This window comes from Terrisporobacter othiniensis (assembly GCF_000808015.1).
GTDB lineage: Bacteria > Bacillota > Clostridia > Peptostreptococcales > Peptostreptococcaceae > Terrisporobacter > Terrisporobacter muris.
This window is the reverse complement of sequence record NZ_JWHR01000161.1, coordinates 61,025-84,156: the sequence shown is the minus strand read 5'-3', so window position 1 is coordinate 84,156 and position 23,132 is coordinate 61,025. Positions and strand designations below refer to the sequence as shown.

Here is a 23,132-nt window from a genome sequence, read left to right as displayed (position 1 = left end):
GTCAGAGGTGGAAGTGTGGTAACATATGTAGCTTACTGATACTAATAGGTCGAGGACTTGACCAAAATAAACCTAAAGGTTTATATCGCCAACTAAATCTTTAATTATATGTTTATAAGGAAGATTTCAGTTGCTAAAAATAAATAATGGAAAACATTAAATGTTAGCAGTTTTGAAAGTACTAACAAAAGTTAATACTTTATATAAAGATTATGTGGTTATTATAGCAAAGAGGATACACCTGTTCCCATTCCGAACACAGAAGTTAAGCTCTTGAGCGGCAATGGTACTTGGGGGGCGACCCCCTGGGAGAGTAGCACGTAGCCACGTTATGTTCCAAGGTAGCTCAACGGTGGAGCACTCGGCTGTTAACCGATAGGCTGAGGGTTCGAGTCCCTCCCTTGGAGCCAAGAAAGTGCCGAAGTGGCGGAACTGGCAGACGCACAGGACTTAAAATCCTGCGAAACTTATACTTTCGTACCGGTTCGATTCCGGTCTTCGGCACCAAATTAATATCGCGGAGTGGAGCAGTTGGCAGCTCGTCGGGCTCATAACCCGAAGGTCACAGGTTCGAGTCCTGTCTCCGCAACCATTTAAATACTATGGCTCATTGGTCAAGCGGTTAAGACACCGCCCTTTCACGGCGGTAACAGGGGTTCGATTCCCCTATGAGTCACCATGCGGGTGTAGCTCAATGGTAGAGTTCCGGCCTTCCAAGCCGGCTGTGAGGGTTCGATCCCCTTCACCCGCTCCATTTATTTATCCCGGGACCATAGCTCAGCTGGGAGAGCACCTGCCTTACAAGCAGGGGGTCACAGGTTCGAGCCCTGTTGGTCCCACCATTTAACAAATTTTTTACGCGGGAATAGTTCAGTGGTAGAGCGCAACCTTGCCAAGGTTGAAGTCGCGAGTTCGAATCTCGTTTCCCGCTCCAATAAATATGGGTGCATAGCTCAGCTGGATAGAGCAACGCCCTTCTAAGGCGTGTGTCCGGGGTTCGAATCCCTGTGCGCTCACCAATTAAAGTTTCACATTAGTGAAACTTTTTTTTTATAAAAATTTAAAAAAATGAAATAAATATATAAAATTAGCCTTATAATAAAAAATATAAATATAATATATTGAATTATTAAAGAAGATAGTTTGTATATAGTTGTATTATTATAGTATAATACATAGTGTAAAAGGTTAAGAAACTATTGAACAGGAGGATAAAATATGTCCGATATAAATTCTTTTTTAAATGGTTTTATTGATATAATATTAAGAATGAGTATATATGATATTGTAGATATATTAATTGTAGCTTACATATTCTATAAAATTTTTATGTTTATAAAAGATACGAGAGCGGAACAAGTTTTTAAAGGAATAGTAGTTTTACTATTAGCTACTCAGCTAAGCTCTGTATTTAAATTACATACACTTTACTGGATACTAGTAAATGCACTTAATGTTGGTGTTATAGCTGTTTGTATAATATTCCAACCTGAACTTAGAGCAGGCTTTGAACATTTAGGAAGAGCAAATTTCAATTTACTTGGGAAGAGTGGAGAAAATGCTGAAAGCAAAAAATTAGATAAAACAATAGATGAAATTGTAGAAACATTATATTCTTTATCAAGACAAAAAATAGGAGCTCTTATTATATTAGAAAGAGAAACAAAAATATCAGATATAATAGGGACTGGAACTATAATTGATGGTGATGTTTCAAGACAATTATTAATAAATATATTTATTCCAAATACACCTCTACATGATGGTGCAGTGGTAATTAGAGATAACAAAGTAAAAGCAGCAGCGTGTTTCTTACCTTTAAGCCAAAGTAAAGATTTGACAAAGGACTTAGGAACTAGGCATAGGGCTGGTGTAGGAATAAGTGAAGTTTCTGATTGTATTACTTTAATAGTATCTGAAGAAACAGGTGAAGTTTCTATAGCTAAGTCAGGAAAATTATATAGGGATATTGCAAAAGAAAGAATGGCAAATATTTTAAAGAAAAATTTAAATAAAACAACAACAGAAGATAAAAGTTTCTTTAAAGGTGGGATATTTAAATGAAAAATAATTTAAAAAGAAATACCAGGATAAAACTAATATCTCTACTTAGTGCTATGGTATTGTGGATGTATGTCATGGCGATAGTGGATCCCGAAGATACAAAACTTTTTGAAAATATACCTGTTACTGTAACAAATACAGAAGAGCTACAAGATGATGACTTAGTGGTATATCCAGAATCAGAATTAGTGGCTGATATTTATATAACAGGGAAACTATCTGATTTACAAAAATTAAGCGAAGATGATATACATATATATGGATCTATAAACAATCCAATAGAAGGAAAAAATTATCTTTATTTAAAAGTTAATACAACAAAACAAGTATCATATGAATTTAAATCAGATTTTATAGTTGTTAAATTAGAAAAGCTTATGCATCAAGAAAGAAATATTAGTCCCGAAATAATTGGAGATTATAAGGATGATGTGGACACTGTAACATTGCAACAAAGTTCAGTAAATATATCAGGACCAAGGGTTTTAATAGAACAAGTAGACTACATAAAGGCTACTGTACATGTAGATAGTAAGGATAAGGATAAATTAACTCAAAGGGTAAAATTAATACCTGTAGATATAGAAGGAAAAGAAGTTAATGGAGTTAATTTAGATGTGAAAACTATGAATGCTGAGGTTACTTTTTTAGCAGAAAAGCAAGTTCCTATAAATATACAGTTAAAAGATGAAAATGCAGATATAAAGGCATATGAAGTGACACCACAAGTAATAACTATAAAAGGTAAAAATGAAGTATTAGATAAAATTAATTATATTAATACTCAAAAAATAGACTCAACTTCTATAGGTGTATCTAAAAAAGTAAATTTAATTATTCCAGAAGGTGTAACTACAGATGAAACCACTTCAGTAGTTAAACCAAAGGATAAGGAAAGTTTAATTCAAAGATTAGTATATAGTAATTCTGATATAGAACTTAGAAATAATACACAGGAAATAAAGATATCTGACTTGAATATACCTGATAGTATAAATGTAGAGGTTCAATTGGATGATACTAATATAAAATTATCTAAATCAGATATAAATTTATATATAGATTTAGATAATGGATATGATGAAACAAAAGAATATATAATTAAGTATGATTCAGAGGTATCTTTTAAAAATGTAAAGATAATACCTAGTACCGTTGGAAAATAAAATATTTATATAAAAATAAGTGTAATCTGATTAATGTTTTGTATACAAATTATCAGATTACACTTTTTAATTTGTTAAGAATTTATCGAACTTTAGTTAATATAATATAGTTTAAAGCAGAAAAGTGTTAAAAAAACAAAGTTAGAATTTTCAGAAAATTTTAATTTTTTGTCAAAAAAAGTAGGTGTAAAAAAATATTTATACGATGGAAATGGCTTATTTACTCATTGAATTTGAATATAAATCAATAAAAACAATGATAATTAAAAAATTTATTTAAAATTTCATTTTAATATTATACAATCATAAATAATATTATGCTAGAATATAAGTATAAAGAAAAAAATGTAAAAACTTAAAAATTAAAGTTTACATATTTTAAACGTAAAGTCCAATTTAATCTTAATGTAACATAAAAATTATACTTAAGGTTAAAACAAATCAATTAGTCAGACATTAAAATTAGTAAAATCGAAAGTGCATCAATTCAAACCAAGTTTAAAACAACTAAATATACAAAATTTAGGAGGATAAAATGAGGAACATAGAAGATATCATTAAATTTGCAAAAGAAAGAGGTCCAAAAACTGTATCAGTAGCTTGTTGCCAAGACAAAGAGGTACTTATAGCAGTTGAAAATGCAAGAAAAGAAAATATAGTAGAGGCAATTTTAGTTGGAGATATTGAAAAAACTAAAGAAATTGCAGATGAATTGGGTATAAACCTAGAAAATTATAAATTAATAGACATTAAGGACTTATCAGAAGCTTGCCTAAAAGCAGTAGAGTTAGTATCTAGTGGAAAAGCTCATATGGTTATGAAGGGTTTAGTAGATACTTCAATTATATTAAAAGCTGTGCTTAATAAAGAGGTGGGTCTAAGAACAGGAAACATATTAAGTCATGTGGCAGTATTTGATATAGAGGGATATGATAGATTATTCTTTATAACTGATTCAGCTATGAACTTAGCACCAGACGTAAATGCAAAAAAACAAATAATTGAAAATGCATGCTCAGTTGCGAGATCATTAGATATAGATGAACCTAAAGTGGCATTGATTTGCGCTAAGGAAAAGGTTAACCCTAAAATGAAAGATACTGTAGAAGCAAAAGAATTAGAAGATATGTATCTTCGTGGAGAAATAAAAGGATGTATGGTTGGGGGACCTTTTGCCTTAGATAATGCTATTAGTGAAGAAGCTGCTAGACATAAAGGTATGGACCATCCAATAGCAGGTAAAGCTGATGTATTAGTAGTGCCAGATATAGAAGCAGGGAATGTATTATATAAATCTATAGCATTTTTTGCAAAATGTGAAAATGCAGGTTTAATAGTAGGAGCAAAAGCACCTATTATATTAACATCTAGAGCTGATAGTGATAAAACTAAATTAAATTCAATAGCGCTAGGGGTTCTAGCAAGTACAAAAAAATAATATAAAAATAAAGGAAGGTTATTAGAGTGGGAGATTATAAAATTTTAACAATAAATCCAGGATCAACATCGACTAAGATTGCTGTATTTGAAAATGAAGAATTATTATATGAAAAAACACTAAGACATTCTTCAGAAGAAATAGGGAAATATGAAAAGGTAGCAGATCAATTTGAGTTTCGTAAAGGTGTTATAGAAGAATCTTTAAAAGAAGCAGATTTGAAAGTAGAAGATTTAGATGCAATAGTTGGTAGGGGAGGACTTTTAAAACCTATACAGGGTGGAACTTACAAAGTAAGTGATGTAATGGTGAAAGATTTAAAAGTTGGAATACTAGGAGAACATGCATCTAATTTAGGAGGAATAATTGCAAAGGAAATGGCTGATGAAGTTTCTATACCATCTTTTATAGTAGATCCAGTTGTTGTTGATGAAATGGAAGATGTAGCAAGAATATCTGGGGTGCCAGAAATTCCAAGAATAAGTATCTTCCATGCTTTAAATCAAAAAGCAATAGGAAGAAGGGCAGCTAAAGACATGAATAAAAATTATGAAGACTGTAATTTATTGATTGTTCACATGGGTGGAGGAGTTACAGTTGGTGCTCATAAGAAAGGTAAAGTAATTGACAATACTAATGGTCTTGATGGGGAAGGACCATTCTCACCAGAAAGAAGTGGAGGACTTCCAGTTGGTGGTTTAATGAAATTATGTTATGGAGATCAATTAAGCAAGGCTGAGATAGGAAAACGTATAAAAGGTAATGGTGGAGTAGTTGCTTATTTAGGAACTAATGATATTAGAGATGTTGAAGATATGATTTCTAAAGGTGACGAAAAAGCTGCTTTAATATATGATGCTATGGTTTATCAAATATGCAAGGAAATAGGAGCATACGCTACAGTTCTTAAAGGAGAAGTTGATGCAATAATTTTAACTGGAGGAATTGCTTATTCTCAAACAATAAGAGAAAAGATAGAAGATAGAGTTAAATTTATTGCACCTGTTAAAGCTTATCCAGGAGAAGATGAAATGATAGCCCTTGCACAAGGTGGACTTAGAGTATTAAATGGTGAAGAAACAGCATTAGATTATGAAAAAGAAGCTTTAGCTTATTAATATATATACTGAAAATAGGTGAATTTTTATGATAAAAGACGATAAAAGAGTTAGACTTTTCATAGGACATTATGGAAGTGGGAAAAGTGAAGTTTCTATTAACTATGTAACTAGACTTAGGGAGGTAGTTGATGGAGAAGTTGCACTAGCTGATATAGATGTAGTAAATGTATATTTTAGGACAAGAGAAAAGAAAGATTTAATGAGACAGTTAGGGATAACGCCTATTGACAGTTCTATTCAAACAACTACGCTTGATGTTCCCGCTGTTTCAGCAGAAGTAATGAGACCACTACATGATGATAAGGTTAACTATGTACTAGATGTAGGTGGAGACAATGTAGGTGGAAGAGTAGTTGGTAGATTTGCTGAACATTTCAAATCAGACAACTATGATATGTTTTTTGTAATAAATGCTAACAGGGAGAAAACTCAAACTGCTAACGAAGTTCTTGGATACATAGATGCAATAGAAGCATCTTCTAAGCTTAAGGTAACAGGTCTTGTAAATAATACACATCTTTTAAGAGAAACAACTGTTGAAGATGTGTTAAAGGGACAAGAGGTTGCAAGAGAGGTTTCTAAAATAAAAAATATACCAATTAAGTATGTTTGTTGTATAGAAAATCTTGTAGATAAATTGCCAAAAGATTTAGAGGGAGACATATTACCTATAAAAATGTATCTAAGAGAAGAGTGGATGTAGTTTTGAGCTCAATATAAGAAATAATTAAGGGAGGCTTAACAATGGCTAAAGGGAAAGTAATTTTCAACGAAGAACGTTGCAAAAGTTGTGGACTATGTATAGAAGCATGTCCAAAAGGAATACTTGCAATTGACACAGAGGTTATAAATGCAAAAGGTTATAACCCAGCTAAGATAGTTGACGAAGAAAAATGCATTGGATGTGCAAGTTGTGCATTAATGTGTCCAGACGTAGTTATTACAGTAGAAAGAGATTAATTATTTTTTAAAAATAAGGGGGATTAATAATGGCTAAAATTCTTATGAAAGGTAACGAAGCATTTGGTAAAGCAGCTATAGAAGCTGGATGCCACTACTTCTTTGGTTACCCAATAACTCCACAAAGTGAGTTACCAGAATATTTATCAAGAGAACTACCTAAGGTTGGAGGAGCTTTTGTACAAGCAGAATCTGAAGTTGCAGCTATAAATATGGTTTATGGTGCAGGAGGAACTGGTACAAGAGTTATGACATCTTCATCTTCACCAGGGGTAGCATTAAAACAAGAAGGAATAACATACTGTGCAGGTGCAGAAGTACCTTGCGTAGTTTTAAATATAATGAGAGGTGGTCCAGGACTTGGAACTATACAACCATCTCAAGCAGACTACTACATGTCAACAAAAGGTGGAGGAAATGGAGATTATAGAACTCCTGTTTTTGCTCCAGCATCTGTTCAAGAAGCTGTTGATATGATAATAGAAGCTTTTGATGTAGCTGACGTATATAGAACTCCAGTTATGGTTGTTGCAGATGGTATGATAGGTCAAATGATGGAACCAGTTGATTTTGACAAAGAAAGAAAAACAAGAGAGTTACCAGAAAAAACTTGGGCTGCAAATGGAACTAAAGGTGAAAGAAAACCAAATGTAATAAACTCTTTATACTTACAATCAGAAGAACTAGAACAACATAACTTAAAATTAGAAAAGAAATATCAAGCAATAGAAGAAAATGAAGTTCAATATGAAATGTATAATACAGAAGATGCTGAATTAGTTTTCGTTGCTTATGGAACTGTTTCTAGAATAGTTAAAACAACAGTAGATCAAATGAGAGAAGAAGGTCACAAAGTAGGTTTAATAAGACCTAAAACATTATGGCCATTCCCTAACAAAGCATTTAAGGAAATACCAAATGCTAAGAATTTATTAGTTGTTGAAATGAGTTTAGGTCAAATGATAGATGACGTTAAATTAGCTTGCGAATGTAAATTACCAGTAGACTTCTATGGAAGATCAGGTGGTATGATACCATCTCCAGCTGAAATAGCTAATAAAGCTAAAGAAATAATAGGGGGTGCTAAATAATGGCTGTAGTATTTAAGAGAACAGAAGGATTACAAGATGTTACTACTCACTACTGTCCAGGATGTACTCATGGTATAATCCATAGATTAGTAGCAGAAGTATTAGAAGAGATGGGATTGCTTGGAGATGCTATAGGTGTAGTTCCTGTAGGATGTTCAGTTTTAGCATATAAATATTTCAATGTGGATACTCAAGAAGCTGCTCATGGTAGAGCACCAGCTGTAGCTACAGGTATAAAAAGAACTAATCCTGATAAGTTTGTATTTACTTATCAAGGTGATGGAGACTTATCATCAATAGGTATGGCAGAAATAGTTCATGCTGCAGGTAGAGGTGAAAAAATAAGTACTATATTCGTAAACAACGGAATTTACGGAATGACTGGTGGACAAATGGCTCCAACTACATTAATAGGTCAAAAGGCTACAACAGCTCAAAGCGGTAGAAATCCAGAAGTTAATGGTTTCCCAATAAGAGTTAGTGAAATGTTAGCAACATTAACTGGTGCAGTATTTGTAGAAAGAGTTTCTGTTGATACACCAGCTAATGTAAGAAAAGCTAAAAAAGCTATAAAAAAAGCTTTCCAAGTTCAACAAGCAGGGTTAGGATTTGGTATAGTTGAAGTATTATCTACTTGCCCAACTAACTGGGGACTTGCTCCAAATGATGCATTACAATGGTTAAGAGATAATATGATGTCTTATTATGAACTAGGAAATAAAAAAGATATAGAAGTTGAAGTTGAGGAGGCGAAATAATATGGCAACATCAAGAGTAATATGTGCAGGATTTGGTGGTCAAGGTGTTATGTCTATGGGCCAATTATTAACATATGCAGGAATGCTTGAAGGTAAAGAAGTTGCATGGTTACCTTCTTATGGACCAGAAATGCGTGGGGGTACTGCAAACTGTGCAGTAACTGTATCTGATAAGCCAGTTGGATCACCAGTTATAACAGATGATGCTACTTGCGCTGTTATAATGAACAAACCTTCTATGAAATTTGTTGATGATGTAGTTCCAGGAGGACATATATTAGTTAATAGTTCATTAATAGATATGAAAGTTGAAAGAGATGATGTTAATGTAACTTATATACCAGCTAATGAATTAGCAGCTGAAATAGGAATGCCTAAAGTTGCTAATATGATAATGCTAGGAGCTTGTTTAAAAGTTACAGAATCAGTTGATATAGAATCAGTTCTTCAAGCTTTCTTAAAAGTTTTCGGAGAAAGAAAGTCTAAATTCATACCTATGAATAGAGAAGCTTTACAAAAAGGTATGGATGCAGTAGCAACTGTAGAAGCTTAATTTAAAAAATAAAAATTTTATATTATACTAAAAAGGCAATAGAAATAATTCTATTGTCTTTTTTTCGTTTAAGTATTAAAATAATCCTATGGTTATAATTAAAGACTAATATTTAAAACATAAATTGAATAAAATAATTTTATGGATATAGATATTCTCGTCATGGAAGGAGTTTTTCAATGAGAAAATATTTTGGAACAGATGGAGTTAGAGGTGTTGCTAATACAGAACTTACTTGTGACTTAGCATATAAATTGGGAAGAGCTGGAGGATATGTCCTAGCTCAAGGAGATCACAGAGTAAAAGTTGTAGTAGGAAAAGATACAAGAATGTCAGGGGACATGCTAGAATCAGCTTTAATAGCTGGATTAATGTCAGTAGGATGTGATATAATTCCTGTGGGAATCATACCAACACCTGCAGTTGCATATCTAACAAGAAAATATAATGCAGACTGTGGAGTTGTTATATCAGCATCACATAATCCCATGGAAGATAATGGGATAAAGTTCTTTAATAAAGATGGATACAAGTTAGATGATGAAATAGAATTAGAAATAGAAAAATATATTGAAGATATAGAAAAGGTAGATTGCAATCCAGTTGGAGAAAATGTAGGAGTTATAAATCATGATCACAATGCATTAAGAGATTATGTAGACTATTTAAAATCTATAATAAATGTAGATTTAACTGGAATGAAAGTAGTTCTAGATTGCGCTAATGGAGCATCTTATGAAGTTGCACCAATAGTATTCAAAGAATTAGGTGCTAATGTTATAGATATAAATACTTCACCAAATGGAAAGAATATAAATGATAGATGTGGATCTACACATCCAGAAATGTTACAAAAATCTGTAGTTGAAAACAAGGCAGATTTAGGATTAGCATATGATGGAGATGCAGATAGATTAATTGCTGTTGATGAAAATGGAAACATTGTAGACGGTGACCATATAATGATATTAAGTGCAGCATATCTTAAGAAGAAAAAACAATTGTCAAATGATACATTAGTAATAACTGTAATGACTAATATAGGATTAAACGTTGCAGCAAGAGAATATGGAATAAATTTAGAAACTACAGACGTGGGAGATAGATATGTTATAGAAGCTATGAAGAAAGGAAACTTTAACCTAGGTGGAGAACAATCAGGACATATGATATTCCTAGATTACAACACTACAGGTGATGGAGTTTTAAGTTCATTAATGTTATCTAAGATAATAAAAGAAGAAAAGAAACCTTTATCAGAATTAGCTTCAATAATGAGTGTTTACCCACAAGTATTAGTGAATGTAGAAGTTAAAAACGAAGTGAAAAATAAATTCATGGAAGTTGAAGAAATAAAAAATGAAATAGCAAGAATAGAAGGATTAATGGAAGGTTCAGGAAGGGTTTTAATAAGACCATCTGGAACACAACCATTAGTTAGAGTTATGCTAGAGGGTAAAGAGGAAGGTCAAATAAATGAGTTAGCTAACAACTTGGCTAATCTTATAAAAGAAAAATTATCGTAAACTACAAGTAAATACTAAGAAATATACTTAGTATTTACTTTTAAGCGCCAGAACTTAACAATAACAGAATTTTATTAGTAGTATTGGGGGTTAAGTTGACGAGGACAGAGTTAATCGATTTTTCGGCGGATGCTCTGCGGTGTGTTTACCATCGTTAAGGTTTTCTCAAATCACGGAAGTGATTCTGTGGACAAAGGAAAACTCAAGTAAGCTTTTTCATGACCTAACTCTAAAAATATATTTAAAATAATATTTTTAGGAGGACACATAATATGTGTGGAATAGTTGGATATTTAGGAAAAAGACAGGCAACTGAAGTTTTAGTAGAAGGTCTGTCAAAATTAGAGTACAGAGGGTACGACTCTGCAGGTGTTGCTGTAAACACAGGTAACAAATTAGAAATAAGAAAGTTTAAAGGTAGATTAGCTATATTAGCTGAAGATCTACAAAAAAATCCTATTGATGGACATTTAGGAATAGGGCATACAAGATGGGCTACTCATGGCGAACCATCAGATGTAAACTCACATCCTCATTTCAATATGGATAGAACTATAGCTGTAGTTCACAATGGTATAATAGAAAACTATCTTGAATTAAGGGCAGAATTAGAAGCTGAAGGAGTTGTATTCTTATCTCAAACAGATACAGAAATAGCAGCTCATATGGTAAGTAAATACTACGAAGGAAATCTTTTAGAAGCTGTTTATAAAGCAACTGCGAGATTTAGAGGAGCTTATGCATTAGGTGTAGTATGCGCTGACAATGCAAATGAATTAGTTGCAGTAAGAAAAGATAGTCCATTAGTTGTAGGTTTAGGTGAAGATGAAAACATGGTAGCATCTGATATACCTGCAATATTAAAATATACAAGAAATGTTTACTTCTTAGAAAATGGTGAATTCGTTCATATAGAAGGAAATAAAGTAACTGTTTTAAATGAAAACAAAGAAGTAGTAGAAAAAGAAGTAAGTGAAATAACTTGGGATGTGGAAGCCGCATCAAAAGGTGGATTCGATAGCTTCATGGCAAAAGAAATATACGAACAACCAAAAGGTGTTGAAGATACGCTGCTTAGAAGATTAGATGAAAATGGAAGAATAAAGTTAGACGATATAAAAATAACTAAAGAAGATTTAGATAAAATAAACAAAGTTTATATAGTGGCTTGTGGTACTGCTTATCATGCAGGACTTGTTGGGAAATATGCTATAGAAAAATTTGCTAAAATACCAGTTATAGCTGATATAGCTTCTGAATTTAGATATAGCGATCCATTTGTAGATGAAAATACTTTAATAATAATAGTAAGTCAATCAGGAGAAACTGCTGATACTTTAGCGGCACTTAGAGATGCTAAGTCAAAAGGTGCTAGAGTATTATCAATAACTAATGTTGTTGGTTCATCAATAGCAAGAGAATCTGATGATATATTCTACACATGGGCAGGTCCAGAAATAGCAGTTGCATCTACAAAAGCTTATACAACTCAATTAATGGCATTCTATATGATAGCTTTAAACTTAGCTATGACAAAAGGAACTATAACTGAAGAAGAATACTTCAATATGATAGGTCAATTAAAGGAGATGCCAGCTAAAGTTGAAAAAGTATTAGAATGTGATAAATTAGTAGAAGAAATAGCTACTGAAATAAAAGACAAGAATGATATGTTCTATTTAGGTAGAGGTCTTGATTATGCATTAGCTATGGAAGGTTCTTTAAAAATAAAAGAAATATCTTATATGCATGCTGAAGCATTTGCTGCTGGAGAATTAAAACACGGAACAATAGCTTTAATAGAAGAAGGAACTCCTGTTTTAGTTATAGCGACTCAAGAACAATTATTTGAAAAAATGCTTTCAAATATGCAAGAAGTTAAAGCTAGAGGTGCAAAAGTAATAGCAATAGCTAAAGAACACAATAAAGAAGTTGAAAAATCAGCAGATAGAGTAATATATATACCAGAAGTTGAAGATATGTTTGCAAGTATAACTGCTGTTGTACCAATGCAATTATTATCTTATCATGTAGCTAAGATGAGAGGTTGTGACATTGATAAGCCTAGAAACTTAGCTAAGTCAGTTACAGTTGAATAATAGGAAACAATTAGATAATAAATAATATAGAAGGTTATATACTAAAAGTATATAACCTTTTTATTCTTAAACAATTACTTAATATATTTAAAAATATTTATTTTTAAGTATATTAAATCGTATATCCTTTTTAATAATGTCAATAATTTAAATAAAAGTTAAATAACTTATTAAGGGGGATTTACTATGAAAGTTATAAAAATTGTTACAACTTTCTTACTATTATTCATCATAGGAATATTTACATCTTATGCAAGTGTAAAATATAATAACTGGACTGATAATTTTATTAAAACATTTGAGCAAACGAATGCGAATTTTAAATTCTACAATATAAAAATCAACTGTGTAGTATCAGAAACAACTGATAAAAACCAAATAGAAAATATGTGCATAAATATTGTAAATTCTTTAGATTTAAAGACAAATAAAATAAAATGGGAAGAAGAAAATGACAATGAGCTTAAAATTTATGCTCAAGCGCAAGACGATTCTTGTAGCGTATCATTTACAGCAATCAAAAAAAATAATAAAGAATACTATATAATTGTTGACATATTAAACAATAAGGTATATAAAAATATAGTAGATATTTATCAAACTTTAAATGATGTAATTAATAAGTACTCAAATGATGTAGATATTTACCTTTGTATTGCTGGAGAATATACAAAAAATTTACAATTATATAAATCTAATGATATTTTAGAAAATATATTGTATAATATGAATGCAAAGGAAATAGATAAAATAGAAGATGACAATTTGATTTCTGTTACAGCATACAGCAACTTGTTAACAGAAAACGATTTAGATTATTTAGACAATAAGATCAATTTAAATATAGGAATTAGGTATAGCGAAAATGAAGATAAAACTTTAATCTACATGGCTACACCAATAATAAAATTAGATTATTAAGTTTAGTGAGGAGAGACAAATAATGGCTAAAATAATAGTAAAAAAGAGTAATCCACTTAAAGGTAGTGTTAGAATAGATGGTGCAAAAAATGCTGTATTACCAATAATAGCAGCAACTTTATTAGCGAAAGGAAAATCAGTGCTTAGAGAAGTCCCAAATTTAAAGGATGTACATGTTATATCTGACTTATTAAGACACTTAGGTGCTGAGGTTGAATATAAGGGAACAACATTAACAGTTGATGCAACAAATTTGACAACTTATGATGCTCCATATGAACTAGTTAGAAAGATGAGAGCTTCTTTCTTAGTAATGGGACCATTGCTAGCAAGATTCAATCAAACTAGAATATCTATGCCAGGAGGATGTGCTATAGGTACTAGACCAATAGATTTACATCTAAAAGGGTTTAAAGCTCTAGGTGCAGAGGTAGTGATGGATCATGGGTTCGTAGAAGCTAAAACAGATAGATTAACTGGTAGTAAGTTATATCTAGATTTCCCATCAGTAGGAGCTACTGAAAATATAATGATGGCTGCAGTATTAGCAGAAGGAACTACTATAATAGAAAATGCAGCAGAAGAGCCAGAAATAGTTGACTTAGCAAACTTCTTAAATGAAATGGGAGCAGATGTCAGAGGAGCAGGAACAAACACTATAAGAATAAAAGGTGTAAAAGAATTAAAAGCTACAGAACATGATGTAATACCTGATAGAATAGAAGCTGCTACATTCATGGTAGCTGCAGCTATGACAAAAGGTGATATAACTGTTGAGAATATAATTCTTGAGCATTTAAAGCCTGTAACAGCAAAATTAAGAGAAGCTGGTTGTGAAATTATAGAAATGGATAATTCTATAAGGGTAATTGGACCAGAAAAATTAAAAGCTATAGATATAAAAACTTTACCACATCCAGGGTTCCCAACAGATGTGCAAGCACAATTTATGGCTATGCTTACAGTTGCAAAAGGGACTGGAGTAGTTATAGAAACAGTATTTGAAAATAGATTTATGCATGTTGCTGAATTCAATAGAATGGGAGCAAACATTAAAATAGAAGGTAGAACAGCTGTTGTAGAGGGTGTAGAAGAATTAAATGGAGCTAAAGTAAATGCTACTGATTTAAGGGCTGGAGCTGCTTTAATACTTTGCGGTCTTATAGCAGAAGGTGAAACTGAAATAGGAGAAATATATCATATTCAAAGAGGATATGTAGATATTGATAAAAAAATAACTGCATTAGGCGGTAACATAGAAATAGTTGAATAACAATTAGTAATAAAAACATAGGTTTTTTCATATATTTAAGAAGCTTAAATCTTAGGAGGAAGATATATGAAAAAACCTTTTATTTTTGTTTTATTACTATCTTTTTCATTAGTTATAGTGTCGGTAGTTGGAAGTTTGATATTTTATGATGACAATCCAAGTAGCGCAGTTGTAAAAAAGAAAGTTACTAAAGAAATTACTTATGAAAAAATTGATAAAGATTCGCCTATTATTAATGTCTATAATGTCAGTAAAAACAAAATAGAGAAGATAGATATTGAAGAATACCTATATGGAGTATTATCTAGTGAAATGCCATCAACTTTTGATGAAGAAGCTTTAAAAGCGCAAGCCATAGCTGCTAGAACTTATGTTATATACAAGATGGAAAATAACATCACATCTGGCCATAAAAATTCAGCAGTTTGTACTAATTCAGCTCACTGTCAAGCTTATACATCATATGATGATTTAAAAAAAATTAAGGGTGAAGACTGGATAAAAAGTGATTATGTTAAAGTAAAAAAGGCGGTAGATGATACGAAAGGTCAAATTGTGAGTTATGAAGAAAAGGCAATTTTACCTTTATATTTTTCAACTTCTTCAGGTAAAACTGAAAATAGTAAAGATGTTTTCTCTACTCAATATCCATACTTAGTATCAGTAGACAGTCCATATGAAGAAAACTCACCTAAATATTCAACTACTTATTCAATAAAAAAGAGTAAATTTATTAAGTATATAAAAAATATATATCCGCAAATTAATATATCTTTAGATAAACTAGATAAAGAAGTAAGCATAGTAGATAGAACAGATGGTGGATGCGTAAAAATAATTGAAGTTGGAAATGTCAAAATAAGTGGAACTGACATGAGGAAGATATTGAATCTGAATTCTGCTAATTTTACTATTAATTATAATAATGATGAAATGAACTTCACTGTGAAAGGATATGGACATGGTGTAGGAATGAGTCAATGGGGCGCTGAGGGGATGGCAAAAAAAGGATACAAATACTATGACATATTATTTCATTACTTCAAAGGTACTGATATAAAAGATATGTATTAATATACAAAAAATGTAAAAAATGTTGTATAAATATTAATTATTAGTTAATAATCTGAATATGTATTAATATATTTGGAGGTACAACATGAAAAAGAAATTATTAGAAAAGGATGGTTTTTATTTATCCTTATTTATATGTATCTGTATCATAGCAATTGGAGGAATTTGGTTTACTAACAAAAACGTAGATAACTTATTATCGAAGAATACTCAAACCAATAGCCAAGATGAAATACATTTAACAGAAGATGAAAAAAATGATGTTCTTCCAACTACTACAGATTCTGATCAAAATTTAGCAAAAGCAAAAGAAGCTGAACATAATAAAATAAGCTACTTAGGAAATCAAGTAATACGAAATTACTCAGAAAAAGAACCCAGCTATTCAGAAACTTTAGAAGTTTGGGAAATACATAAAGCAATAGACGTAGAAGCAAATGAAAATCAAGAAGTTAAATCACTAACTCCAGGTACAGTATTAGATGTATATGATGATGATGAATATGGAATGTCTGTAAAAGTTAAATCTGATAAAGATACTGTATTTGTATATTCTAGTTTAAGTAAGAATATTACAGTGAACAAAGGCGATGAAATAAAAGAAGGTCAATGTATAGGATATGCAGGAAATACTAGTGATGTAGAATGTTTAAGTGGGGTACATGTACACTTAGCAGCATATAAAAATAATACAGCTATTAATCCAATGAGTTTATTAGAATAAAGTTTAACAGGTTCAATCATATTTGATTGGACCTGTTATATTTTTTACCATTTTTTCATATATATCAATAAGGATATTGATGTTAGGGGGGAAGGGAGTGAGATCCTATATAGAGGAAAGGGCAGTTATTGTAGCAAAATATATATTAGAAAAAAATACTACGGTAAGACAAACAGCTAAAACTTTTGGAGTAAGTAAAAGTACTATTCATAAGGATGTAACAGAACGATTAGAAGAAATCAATCCTTCTCTAGCTTTAGAGGTTAAGAGAGTTTTAGAAAAGAATAAATCAGAAAGACACATTCGAGGTGGAATGGCAACAAAACTTAAATATGAAAAAGAAAAAAAAGTGTAGGTATATCCTGCACTTTTTTGAGTTATAAAATTACAAATATAGTAATACACAAATTTACCATATGATATTTCATTTGGTGGTTATATTTCAGATTTTATGATAAAAAACGACATGAAATGCAAAAAAATAAGCAATAAAAATAAATAATAATATAAAATAAAAATTATCATAATATAATAAAAATGTAGCATAAAACCTACACTTTTTCCTTGACTTATATTATTTTTTTGTATATCTTGTAACATAGAGGTCTTTAATAGAAAGCAAATTAACTTTATATATAAATAATAAGAGGAGTGAGAATATGGCTGGAGCAGATATAGGAATAGATTTAGGGACGGCAAATGTCTTAGTATATGTAGATGGTAAGGGTATCGTATTAGAAGAACCATCAGTAGTTGCGATTGAAAAAAACACAAATACAGTTTTAGCAGTTGGAAATGAAGCGAGAAAAATGATAGGTAGAACACCTGCAAATATAGTGGCAATAAAACCATTAAAAGATGGTGTTATTTCAGATTATGAAGCAACTGAAAAAATGTTAAAATACTTTACAGAAAAGATAGTAGAGAAAAAAGGATTTAGAAGGCTTGTAATGCCAAGAATAATGGTGTGTGTACCAACAGGTGTTACAGAAGTTGAAAAAAGGGCAGTAGAAGAAGCAACTAGAGAAGCTGGGGCAAGAGAAGTTTATATAATAGAAGAACCAATAGCAGCAGCGATTGGTGCTGGTATGGATATATCTCTACCAAATGGGAATATGGTAATAGATATAGGTGGAGGAACTACGGATATAGCTGTTATATCTCTTGGGGGAGCAGTAGTTAGTGACTCAATTAAAGTAGGTGGAGATAAGTTTGATGCTGCCATAGTAGCTTATATTAAGAAAAAGCATAATCTTCTTATAGGTGAAAGAAGCGCAGAAAAGCTGAAAATGGAAATTGGGACAGCTATGAAAGATAGTGAAGAAAAGCTTATGAAAATAAGTGGTAGAAATATAATAAAAGGACTTCCAGAAACTATAGAAGTAAGCTCAGAAGAAATAGCAGAAGCTTTAGAAGAATGTATAAAGCAAATAGTTGCTACAACTAGAGTAGTATTAGAAAAAATACCACCAGAATTGGCAGCTGACATAAGTACATCTGGGATAGTAATGACAGGTGGAGGAGCATTATTAAAGAATTTAGATAAGAGAATTGAAGAAGCAACAGGAATTAATGTAATAGTTGCTGACGATCCATTATCTTGTGTTGCAAGAGGAACTGGTTCATCATTAAGTACATTAGATTTATTAGAAACAGGTGGAACATTTAAAAGAAGAAATAAAAAATAATATAAAAGGGCTGTCATAATAATTTTAATTAGTATGTACGGCCCTTTTTAACTTGTAAGAATTTTATATTTTATATGAAATATGGATAAAACATAAAATCCAACTACTTAATGGAGCAACTAACCAGATTTATAGTCCGTTGCCACATTAACAAAGCGAATTTTCAGATAAGTACATAGATGATTATGTTTAAGTTGAGAGTAATATTGATAAAGCAATAGTTTCAGCCAATTCGAGAATAAAATGTAGTCGAACATTATTAAATGAAAATCTATTATTTTCATCTACTTTATCTACAATACCTACAATTGAATGAGATCCAATTTGCGGGAGTTTTTTACCTACGCCTTTACCTGGAAGAATGGGTCCTTTTCTAATTTGGATATTTCCTATATTATTTATAGAACCTAAGCAGGCATCAATAGCTAAGAATTCACTGTTAGGATGTTTTTCTTTTACTTGATCAATAGATTCATATATGTTCAAGGCATGAATAGGATTATCTAGGGTACCGTAAACGGGGTATTTAAAGTCGCTATTTTTAAGCATAGTACCGACTAAAGGACCTAAAGCATCTCCTATAGCACGATCCGTTCCTATACAAATAACAACGGTATTTTCATTAATTATATCTTTGAGTATTAAGCTTAATATTTCTATAACATTTTCTTTTTTATAGTTCACTTTGGCTAAATACATAGGAACTTACCTCCCTTCAAAAATATATGAACTACCTAATAAAAAAATACATAACTTTAATAAACATAAAGACACTTATATATTAATCATATGATGCAAGGTGTAATAGTGTTCATAAAATAAATAAATTCTTGACACTATATCAAAAAAAGGTTATCATATAGTTGTTAAAAGTAATATTAAAATATGTGTAATCGTGATTACACCTTATCAAGAGAGGCGGAGGGACAGGCCCTATGAAGCCCAGCAACCACTTCCAATATTTGGGGGACGGTGCTAAATCCTACTTAACGGAAACGTTAGAGAGATGAGGTTAGTTAATTAGAATTTTTATGTGATAATTAACCTCTTCTGTCAAAGAAGAGGTTTTATTTTTACCCAAATTGACAAAAATACATAATAAAAAGGAGGAAGTACAATGTCAAGACATTTATTTACATCGGAGTCAGTAACTGAAGGCCATCCAGATAAAATGTGTGACCAAATTTCAGATGCAATATTAGATGCTTTATTAGAGAAGGACCCTTTATCAAGAGTAGCTTGTGAAACAACTACAACTACAGGATTAGTATTAGTAGCAGGTGAAATATCTACAAAAGCTTATGTAGATATACAAAAAATAGTTAGGGATACAATAAAAGAAATAGGATATACAAGAGCTAAGTATGGATTTGATAGTCAAACTTGTGCAGTTATAACTGCTATAGACGAGCAATCATCAGATATAGCTATGGGAGTTGATGAAGCTTTAGAAAGTAGGAGTGGAGAACAAACTGAAGAAGAAATAGAAGCTATAGGAGCAGGAGATCAAGGTATAATGTTTGGATTTGCATGTAATGAAACTCCAGAATTAATGCCATTACCTATATCTTTAGCACATAAATTATCTAGAAGATTAACAGAAATAAGAAAAAATGAAACAGTAGATTATTTAAGACCAGACGGTAAAACTCAAGTTACAGTAGAGTACGATGGAAATAAGCCAGTAAGAGTACATACTATACTAATATCTACTCAACATAGTGAACATGTGGATAACGAAACTATAAGAAAAGATTTAATAGAGTTAGTAATAAAAGAAGTTATACCAGCAGATTTACTAGATGATGAAACTAAAATATACATAAATCCAACAGGAAGATTTGTTATAGGTGGACCACAAGGAGATACTGGTTTAACAGGAAGAAAAATAATAATAGATACTTATGGAGGATATGCTAGACACGGTGGTGGAGCATTCTCAGGAAAAGATGCAACTAAGGTTGATAGATCGGCTGCTTATGCTGCAAGATACGTTGCTAAAAATATAGTAGCTGCAGGACTTGCAGATAAGTGTGAAATAGAACTAGCTTATGCTATAGGTGTTGCTAAGCCATTATCTATATTTGTTGACACATTTGGAACAGGAAAAGTGTCAGAAGCTGAGTTAGTTGAATTAATTAATAAGAACTTTGACTTAAGACCAGGTGCTATAATAAGAGACTTAGACTTAAGAAAACCTATATACAGACAAACAGCTGCTTATGGACACTTTGGAAGAACTGACATTGATTTACCATGGGAAAGAACTGACAAAGCTGAAACATTAAGAAAACAATCTTCAGTAAAATAATTTTAATAATTAATATAAATAATAAAGAGTTGTAGAATATACGGCTCTTTATTTTTTTTACATTAAGTGATAACATAAAATATACTTATAATACTAATAATTATAAGTATGAGTTAATAAATGATTTTAGGAGAATTAAAATGGAAAAATTACAAGGAATGGTTAGTGATATAGTCTTTAAAAATGAAGAGAATGGTTACACTATAGCATCTTTAGCTAATGAAAATGATGAAATAACTATTGTAGGCTGTATGCCAACTTTATCTGTAGGAGAAAGTATAGAAGTTGAAGGAAAATGGATTAATCATAAAATTTATGGTTCTCAATTTGAGGTACAAAGCTTTATGCCTGTTACACCGTCTTCTTTAGAAGGTATTTATGTTTATTTATCTTCAGGTATGATTCATGGAATAGGCGAAAAAATGGCTAAAAGGATAATAGATAAATTTGGTGTAGATACTTTAAATATTATTCAAAATACTCCAGAAAGATTAACTGAAGTAGAAGGAATAGGTATGAAAAAAGTCAAGCAAATCCAAGAGGGCTATGAAGAAAATAGAGAGCTTAGAAATATAATAATACAACTATCTCCTTATGGAATAACTCCTAATTATTGTTTAAGAATATATAAAAAATACAAAGATAAGTCTTTAGAAGTGATAAATAAAAATCCATACAGATTAGCAGAAGAAGTAAGAGGTATAGGATTTAGAATAGCTGATGATATAGCTAGCAAGATTGGTATAGATAAATATTCTCCAGATAGAATTATGCAAGGTATTTTATTTACACTAAATCAAAGTCTAGGGAGTGGTCATACATACTTGCCTAAAAGGGTATTGATTGAACAATCAGTTAAAATTTTAGGTGTAGAGCCCACATTTGTAGAAAATGGAATCATAGATTTGGCATACAATCAAAAATTACATTTAGAAAATAGAGATGGAGAAATTTTAGTATATTTAATGATGTATTATATATGTGAAAATGGTGTGTGTAAGGAAATTGTAAAGTTATCTCAACATGAAACTAAAGATTTACATATTAATATAGATGAAGAAATAAAAATTGTTGAAAAAGAAGATGAAATAAGTTTAGCCAATAATCAAATCTTAGCAGTAAAAGAAGCTATAAATAATGGAGTAACAATTATTACAGGTGGTCCTGGTACAGGAAAAACTACAACTATAAATACTATAATAAAAATATTTGAAAATAACGATCAAAAGGTAGTTTTATGTGCTCCAACAGGTAGGGCAGCTAAAAGAATGAGTGAAACCTCAAATAAAGAAGCTAAGACTATTCATAGGCTTCTAGAAATGGGATTTTCCACAGATGGTGATGAATTAACATTCTTTAAAGATGAAGAAGACCCCATAGAGGCAGATGTAATAATATTAGACGAGGCATCTATGGTTGATATTATATTAATGTATAATCTGCTAAAAGCAATAAAACTAGGAACAAGGTTACTTTTAGTTGGAGATAGTGATCAGTTACCGTCAGTAGGAGCAGGAAATGTTCTAAAAGATATAATCGATTCTGGTGTAATAAAGACAGTGCGATTAGATGAAATATTCAGGCAAGCAAGAGAAAGTATGATAGTAGTAAATGCCCATAAGATAAATAATGGAGAACCATTATTTTTAAATGTTAAAAATAAAGATTTCTTCTTCTTGAGAAAAAATACAAACGAAGAAATTTTAAATGAAATAATAGGCCTTGTTAGCGAAAGGCTACCTAAGTTTTATAACTTTGATAAATTAAAAGATATACAAGTGTTAACATCCATGAGAAAAGGTGACCTAGGTGTAACAAATCTAAATATAGAATTACAAAAATACCTTAACCCTCCTAATAAATATAAACAAGAAGAAGAGTTTGCTAAGAGAACTTTTAGAGTAGGGGACAAAGTAATGCAAATTAGAAATAACTACACGAAAAAATGGGAAACAGAAGACAAAAGTGATAATGGTGAAGGTATATACAATGGAGATATTGGATATATATTTCATATAGATAAAGATAAGAAGACTGTTTTTGTACTTTTTGATAAGGTGAAAATTGCTTCTTATAAATATGATGAACTAGATGAACTTGATCATAGTTTTTGTACTACAATTCACAAAAGTCAAGGGAGTGAATTCCCTGTAGTAGTTATACCTATAGTTTGGGCTCCTCCTATGCTACTAAGTCGTAATTTACTCTATACTGCAGTAACAAGGGCAAAAAAACTTGTTGTATTAGTTGGTGATGTTAAGTATTTAGAACAAATGATCAAAAATAATAGAATAAATGACAGATACTCTAATTTATCATATAAATTAAATAAATTTATAAAAGAAGGGTTGTTAAGTAGATAATA

Annotated in this window: 20 protein-coding genes, 8 tRNA genes, 1 rRNA gene and 1 riboswitch; of the genes, 28 read left to right on the top strand and 1 reads right to left on the bottom strand. The window is 31.1% G+C overall.

Features of this window, described 5'->3' with window-relative positions; genetic code table 11:
- Positions 1-213: 213 nt before the first annotated feature.
- The 26 genes from rrf to mreB all read left to right on the top strand — a co-directional run bounded on the left by rrf (position 214) and on the right by mreB (position 18,456).
- Positions 214-330, top strand: a 5S ribosomal RNA gene (rrf, locus tag QX51_RS18780).
- A 5-nt stretch (positions 331-335) separates the two neighbouring features.
- Positions 336-410 (top strand) — tRNA-Asn (locus tag QX51_RS18775).
- Positions 411-417: 7 nt separating this feature from the next.
- Positions 418-507, top strand: a tRNA-Leu gene (locus QX51_RS18770).
- Positions 508-516: 9 nt separating this feature from the next.
- Positions 517-592, top strand: a tRNA-Met gene (locus QX51_RS18765).
- Positions 593-604: 12 nt separating this feature from the next.
- Positions 605-679: transfer RNA gene (locus QX51_RS18760), tRNA-Glu, on the top strand.
- 1 nt (position 680) lies between these two features.
- Positions 681-754 (top strand) — tRNA-Gly (locus tag QX51_RS18755).
- Positions 755-766: 12 nt separating this feature from the next.
- Positions 767-842, top strand: a tRNA-Val gene (locus QX51_RS18750).
- Between the two features lie 17 nt (positions 843-859).
- Positions 860-934: transfer RNA gene (locus QX51_RS18745), tRNA-Gly, on the top strand.
- An 8-nt stretch (positions 935-942) separates the two neighbouring features.
- Positions 943-1,019, top strand: a tRNA-Arg gene (locus tag QX51_RS18740).
- A 199-nt stretch (positions 1,020-1,218) separates the two neighbouring features.
- Entirely contained in the window at positions 1,219-2,064 is an 846-nt protein-coding gene (gene cdaA, locus QX51_RS18735; RefSeq protein ID WP_039681422.1) for a diadenylate cyclase CdaA, read from the top strand.
- A complete protein-coding gene (locus QX51_RS18730; protein ID WP_039681421.1) occupies positions 2,061-3,230 on the top strand; it encodes a CdaR family protein in 1,170 nt (389 codons plus the stop codon). The genes cdaA and QX51_RS18730 overlap by 4 nt, the downstream gene beginning before the upstream one ends.
- Positions 3,231-3,765: 535 nt before the next feature.
- A complete protein-coding gene (gene ptb / locus QX51_RS18725) occupies positions 3,766-4,668 on the top strand; it encodes a phosphate butyryltransferase (protein ID WP_039681420.1) in 903 nt (300 codons plus the stop codon).
- Positions 4,669-4,694: 26 nt separating this feature from the next.
- A complete protein-coding gene (buk, locus tag QX51_RS18720) occupies positions 4,695-5,786 on the top strand; it encodes a butyrate kinase (RefSeq protein ID WP_039681419.1) in 1,092 nt (363 codons plus the stop codon).
- A 28-nt stretch (positions 5,787-5,814) separates the two neighbouring features.
- Positions 5,815-6,492 (top strand): hypothetical protein, encoded by a 678-nt coding sequence (locus tag QX51_RS18715; protein ID WP_039681418.1) that lies wholly within the window; start codon positions 5,815-5,817, stop codon positions 6,490-6,492.
- 41 nt (positions 6,493-6,533) lie between these two features.
- On the top strand, positions 6,534-6,749 hold the full coding sequence (locus tag QX51_RS18710) for a 4Fe-4S binding protein (RefSeq protein ID WP_039681417.1): 216 nt from the start codon (positions 6,534-6,536) through the stop codon (positions 6,747-6,749).
- Between the two features lie 29 nt (positions 6,750-6,778).
- Complete coding sequence (locus tag QX51_RS18705; RefSeq protein ID WP_039681416.1) at positions 6,779-7,840, top strand: 3-methyl-2-oxobutanoate dehydrogenase subunit VorB; 1,062 nt, start codon at positions 6,779-6,781, stop codon at positions 7,838-7,840.
- The gene (locus QX51_RS18700) at positions 7,840-8,598 is read left to right on the top strand and encodes a thiamine pyrophosphate-dependent enzyme (protein WP_039681415.1); all 759 of its coding nucleotides are present in this window, start codon (positions 7,840-7,842) and stop codon (positions 8,596-8,598) included. Before QX51_RS18705 ends, QX51_RS18700 begins: the two co-directional genes overlap by 1 nt.
- Position 8,599: 1 nt before the next feature.
- Positions 8,600-9,151 carry a 2-oxoacid:ferredoxin oxidoreductase subunit gamma family protein gene (locus QX51_RS18695; protein ID WP_039681414.1) on the top strand — a complete coding sequence of 184 codons (552 nt, stop codon included), beginning with the start codon at positions 8,600-8,602 and terminating at the stop codon, positions 9,149-9,151.
- Positions 9,152-9,330: 179 nt separating this feature from the next.
- Positions 9,331-10,677 (top strand): phosphoglucosamine mutase, encoded by a 1,347-nt coding sequence (gene glmM / locus QX51_RS18690; protein WP_039681413.1) that lies wholly within the window; start codon positions 9,331-9,333, stop codon positions 10,675-10,677.
- A 272-nt stretch (positions 10,678-10,949) separates the two neighbouring features.
- Entirely contained in the window at positions 10,950-12,776 is a 1,827-nt protein-coding gene (gene glmS / locus QX51_RS18685; RefSeq protein WP_039681412.1) for a glutamine--fructose-6-phosphate transaminase (isomerizing), read from the top strand.
- Between the two features lie 186 nt (positions 12,777-12,962).
- The gene (locus QX51_RS18680; protein ID WP_039681411.1) at positions 12,963-13,697 is read left to right on the top strand and encodes a YwmB family TATA-box binding protein; all 735 of its coding nucleotides are present in this window, start codon (positions 12,963-12,965) and stop codon (positions 13,695-13,697) included.
- A gap of 22 nt (positions 13,698-13,719) precedes the next feature.
- Positions 13,720-14,970 (top strand): UDP-N-acetylglucosamine 1-carboxyvinyltransferase, encoded by a 1,251-nt coding sequence (gene murA, locus QX51_RS18675; protein ID WP_039681410.1) that lies wholly within the window; start codon positions 13,720-13,722, stop codon positions 14,968-14,970.
- A 66-nt stretch (positions 14,971-15,036) separates the two neighbouring features.
- The gene (gene spoIID / locus QX51_RS18670) at positions 15,037-16,044 is read left to right on the top strand and encodes a stage II sporulation protein D (protein WP_039681409.1); all 1,008 of its coding nucleotides are present in this window, start codon (positions 15,037-15,039) and stop codon (positions 16,042-16,044) included.
- 85 nt (positions 16,045-16,129) lie between these two features.
- The gene (locus QX51_RS18665) at positions 16,130-16,768 is read left to right on the top strand and encodes a M23 family metallopeptidase (RefSeq protein ID WP_039681408.1); all 639 of its coding nucleotides are present in this window, start codon (positions 16,130-16,132) and stop codon (positions 16,766-16,768) included.
- A gap of 97 nt (positions 16,769-16,865) precedes the next feature.
- A complete protein-coding gene (gene spoIIID, locus QX51_RS18660; RefSeq protein ID WP_139045099.1) occupies positions 16,866-17,123 on the top strand; it encodes a sporulation transcriptional regulator SpoIIID in 258 nt (85 codons plus the stop codon).
- A 304-nt stretch (positions 17,124-17,427) separates the two neighbouring features.
- Positions 17,428-18,456 (top strand): rod shape-determining protein, encoded by a 1,029-nt coding sequence (mreB, locus tag QX51_RS18655; RefSeq protein ID WP_039681406.1) that lies wholly within the window; start codon positions 17,428-17,430, stop codon positions 18,454-18,456.
- Between the two features lie 189 nt (positions 18,457-18,645).
- Here mreB and yyaC read toward each other — a convergent pair whose 3' ends face one another.
- Positions 18,646-19,155 carry a spore protease YyaC gene (yyaC, locus tag QX51_RS18650; protein ID WP_039681405.1) on the bottom strand — a complete coding sequence of 170 codons (510 nt, stop codon included), beginning with the start codon at positions 19,153-19,155 and terminating at the stop codon, positions 18,646-18,648.
- A gap of 204 nt (positions 19,156-19,359) precedes the next feature.
- Positions 19,360-19,469, top strand: a riboswitch (SAM riboswitch).
- Positions 19,470-19,573: 104 nt separating this feature from the next.
- On the opposite strand from yyaC, the gene metK reads away from it, so the two are divergent.
- Positions 19,574-20,767, top strand: a complete 1,194-nt coding sequence (metK, locus tag QX51_RS18645; RefSeq protein WP_039681404.1) for a methionine adenosyltransferase — start codon at positions 19,574-19,576, stop codon at positions 20,765-20,767.
- A 140-nt stretch (positions 20,768-20,907) separates the two neighbouring features.
- A complete protein-coding gene (gene recD2 / locus QX51_RS18640; protein WP_039681403.1) occupies positions 20,908-23,130 on the top strand; it encodes an SF1B family DNA helicase RecD2 in 2,223 nt (740 codons plus the stop codon).
- Positions 23,131-23,132: the final 2 nt, after the last annotated feature.

What these genes read in the sequence shown, in the direction of transcription:
- QX51_RS18665 (WP_039681408.1), top strand. Translation starts at nt 16,130, where the DNA reads ATGAAAAAGAAATTATTAGAAAAGGATGGTTTTTATTTATCCTTATTT.
- yyaC (WP_039681405.1), bottom strand. Translation starts at nt 19,155, where the DNA reads ATGTATTTAGCCAAAGTGAACTATAAAAAAGAAAATGTTATAGAAATA.
- recD2 (WP_039681403.1), top strand. Translation starts at nt 20,908, where the DNA reads ATGGAAAAATTACAAGGAATGGTTAGTGATATAGTCTTTAAAAATGAA.
- glmM (WP_039681413.1), top strand. Translation starts at nt 9,331, where the DNA reads ATGAGAAAATATTTTGGAACAGATGGAGTTAGAGGTGTTGCTAATACA.
- QX51_RS18680 (WP_039681411.1), top strand. Translation starts at nt 12,963, where the DNA reads ATGAAAGTTATAAAAATTGTTACAACTTTCTTACTATTATTCATCATA.
- QX51_RS18700 (WP_039681415.1), top strand. Translation starts at nt 7,840, where the DNA reads ATGGCTGTAGTATTTAAGAGAACAGAAGGATTACAAGATGTTACTACT.
- metK (WP_039681404.1), top strand. Translation starts at nt 19,574, where the DNA reads ATGTCAAGACATTTATTTACATCGGAGTCAGTAACTGAAGGCCATCCA.
- glmS (WP_039681412.1), top strand. Translation starts at nt 10,950, where the DNA reads ATGTGTGGAATAGTTGGATATTTAGGAAAAAGACAGGCAACTGAAGTT.
- cdaA (WP_039681422.1), top strand. Translation starts at nt 1,219, where the DNA reads ATGTCCGATATAAATTCTTTTTTAAATGGTTTTATTGATATAATATTA.
- ptb (WP_039681420.1), top strand. Translation starts at nt 3,766, where the DNA reads ATGAGGAACATAGAAGATATCATTAAATTTGCAAAAGAAAGAGGTCCA.
- mreB (WP_039681406.1), top strand. Translation starts at nt 17,428, where the DNA reads ATGGCTGGAGCAGATATAGGAATAGATTTAGGGACGGCAAATGTCTTA.
- QX51_RS18710 (WP_039681417.1), top strand. Translation starts at nt 6,534, where the DNA reads ATGGCTAAAGGGAAAGTAATTTTCAACGAAGAACGTTGCAAAAGTTGT.
- spoIID (WP_039681409.1), top strand. Translation starts at nt 15,037, where the DNA reads ATGAAAAAACCTTTTATTTTTGTTTTATTACTATCTTTTTCATTAGTT.
- QX51_RS18715 (WP_039681418.1), top strand. Translation starts at nt 5,815, where the DNA reads ATGATAAAAGACGATAAAAGAGTTAGACTTTTCATAGGACATTATGGA.
- QX51_RS18705 (WP_039681416.1), top strand. Translation starts at nt 6,779, where the DNA reads ATGGCTAAAATTCTTATGAAAGGTAACGAAGCATTTGGTAAAGCAGCT.
- murA (WP_039681410.1), top strand. Translation starts at nt 13,720, where the DNA reads ATGGCTAAAATAATAGTAAAAAAGAGTAATCCACTTAAAGGTAGTGTT.
- QX51_RS18730 (WP_039681421.1), top strand. Translation starts at nt 2,061, where the DNA reads ATGAAAAATAATTTAAAAAGAAATACCAGGATAAAACTAATATCTCTA.
- QX51_RS18695 (WP_039681414.1), top strand. Translation starts at nt 8,600, where the DNA reads ATGGCAACATCAAGAGTAATATGTGCAGGATTTGGTGGTCAAGGTGTT.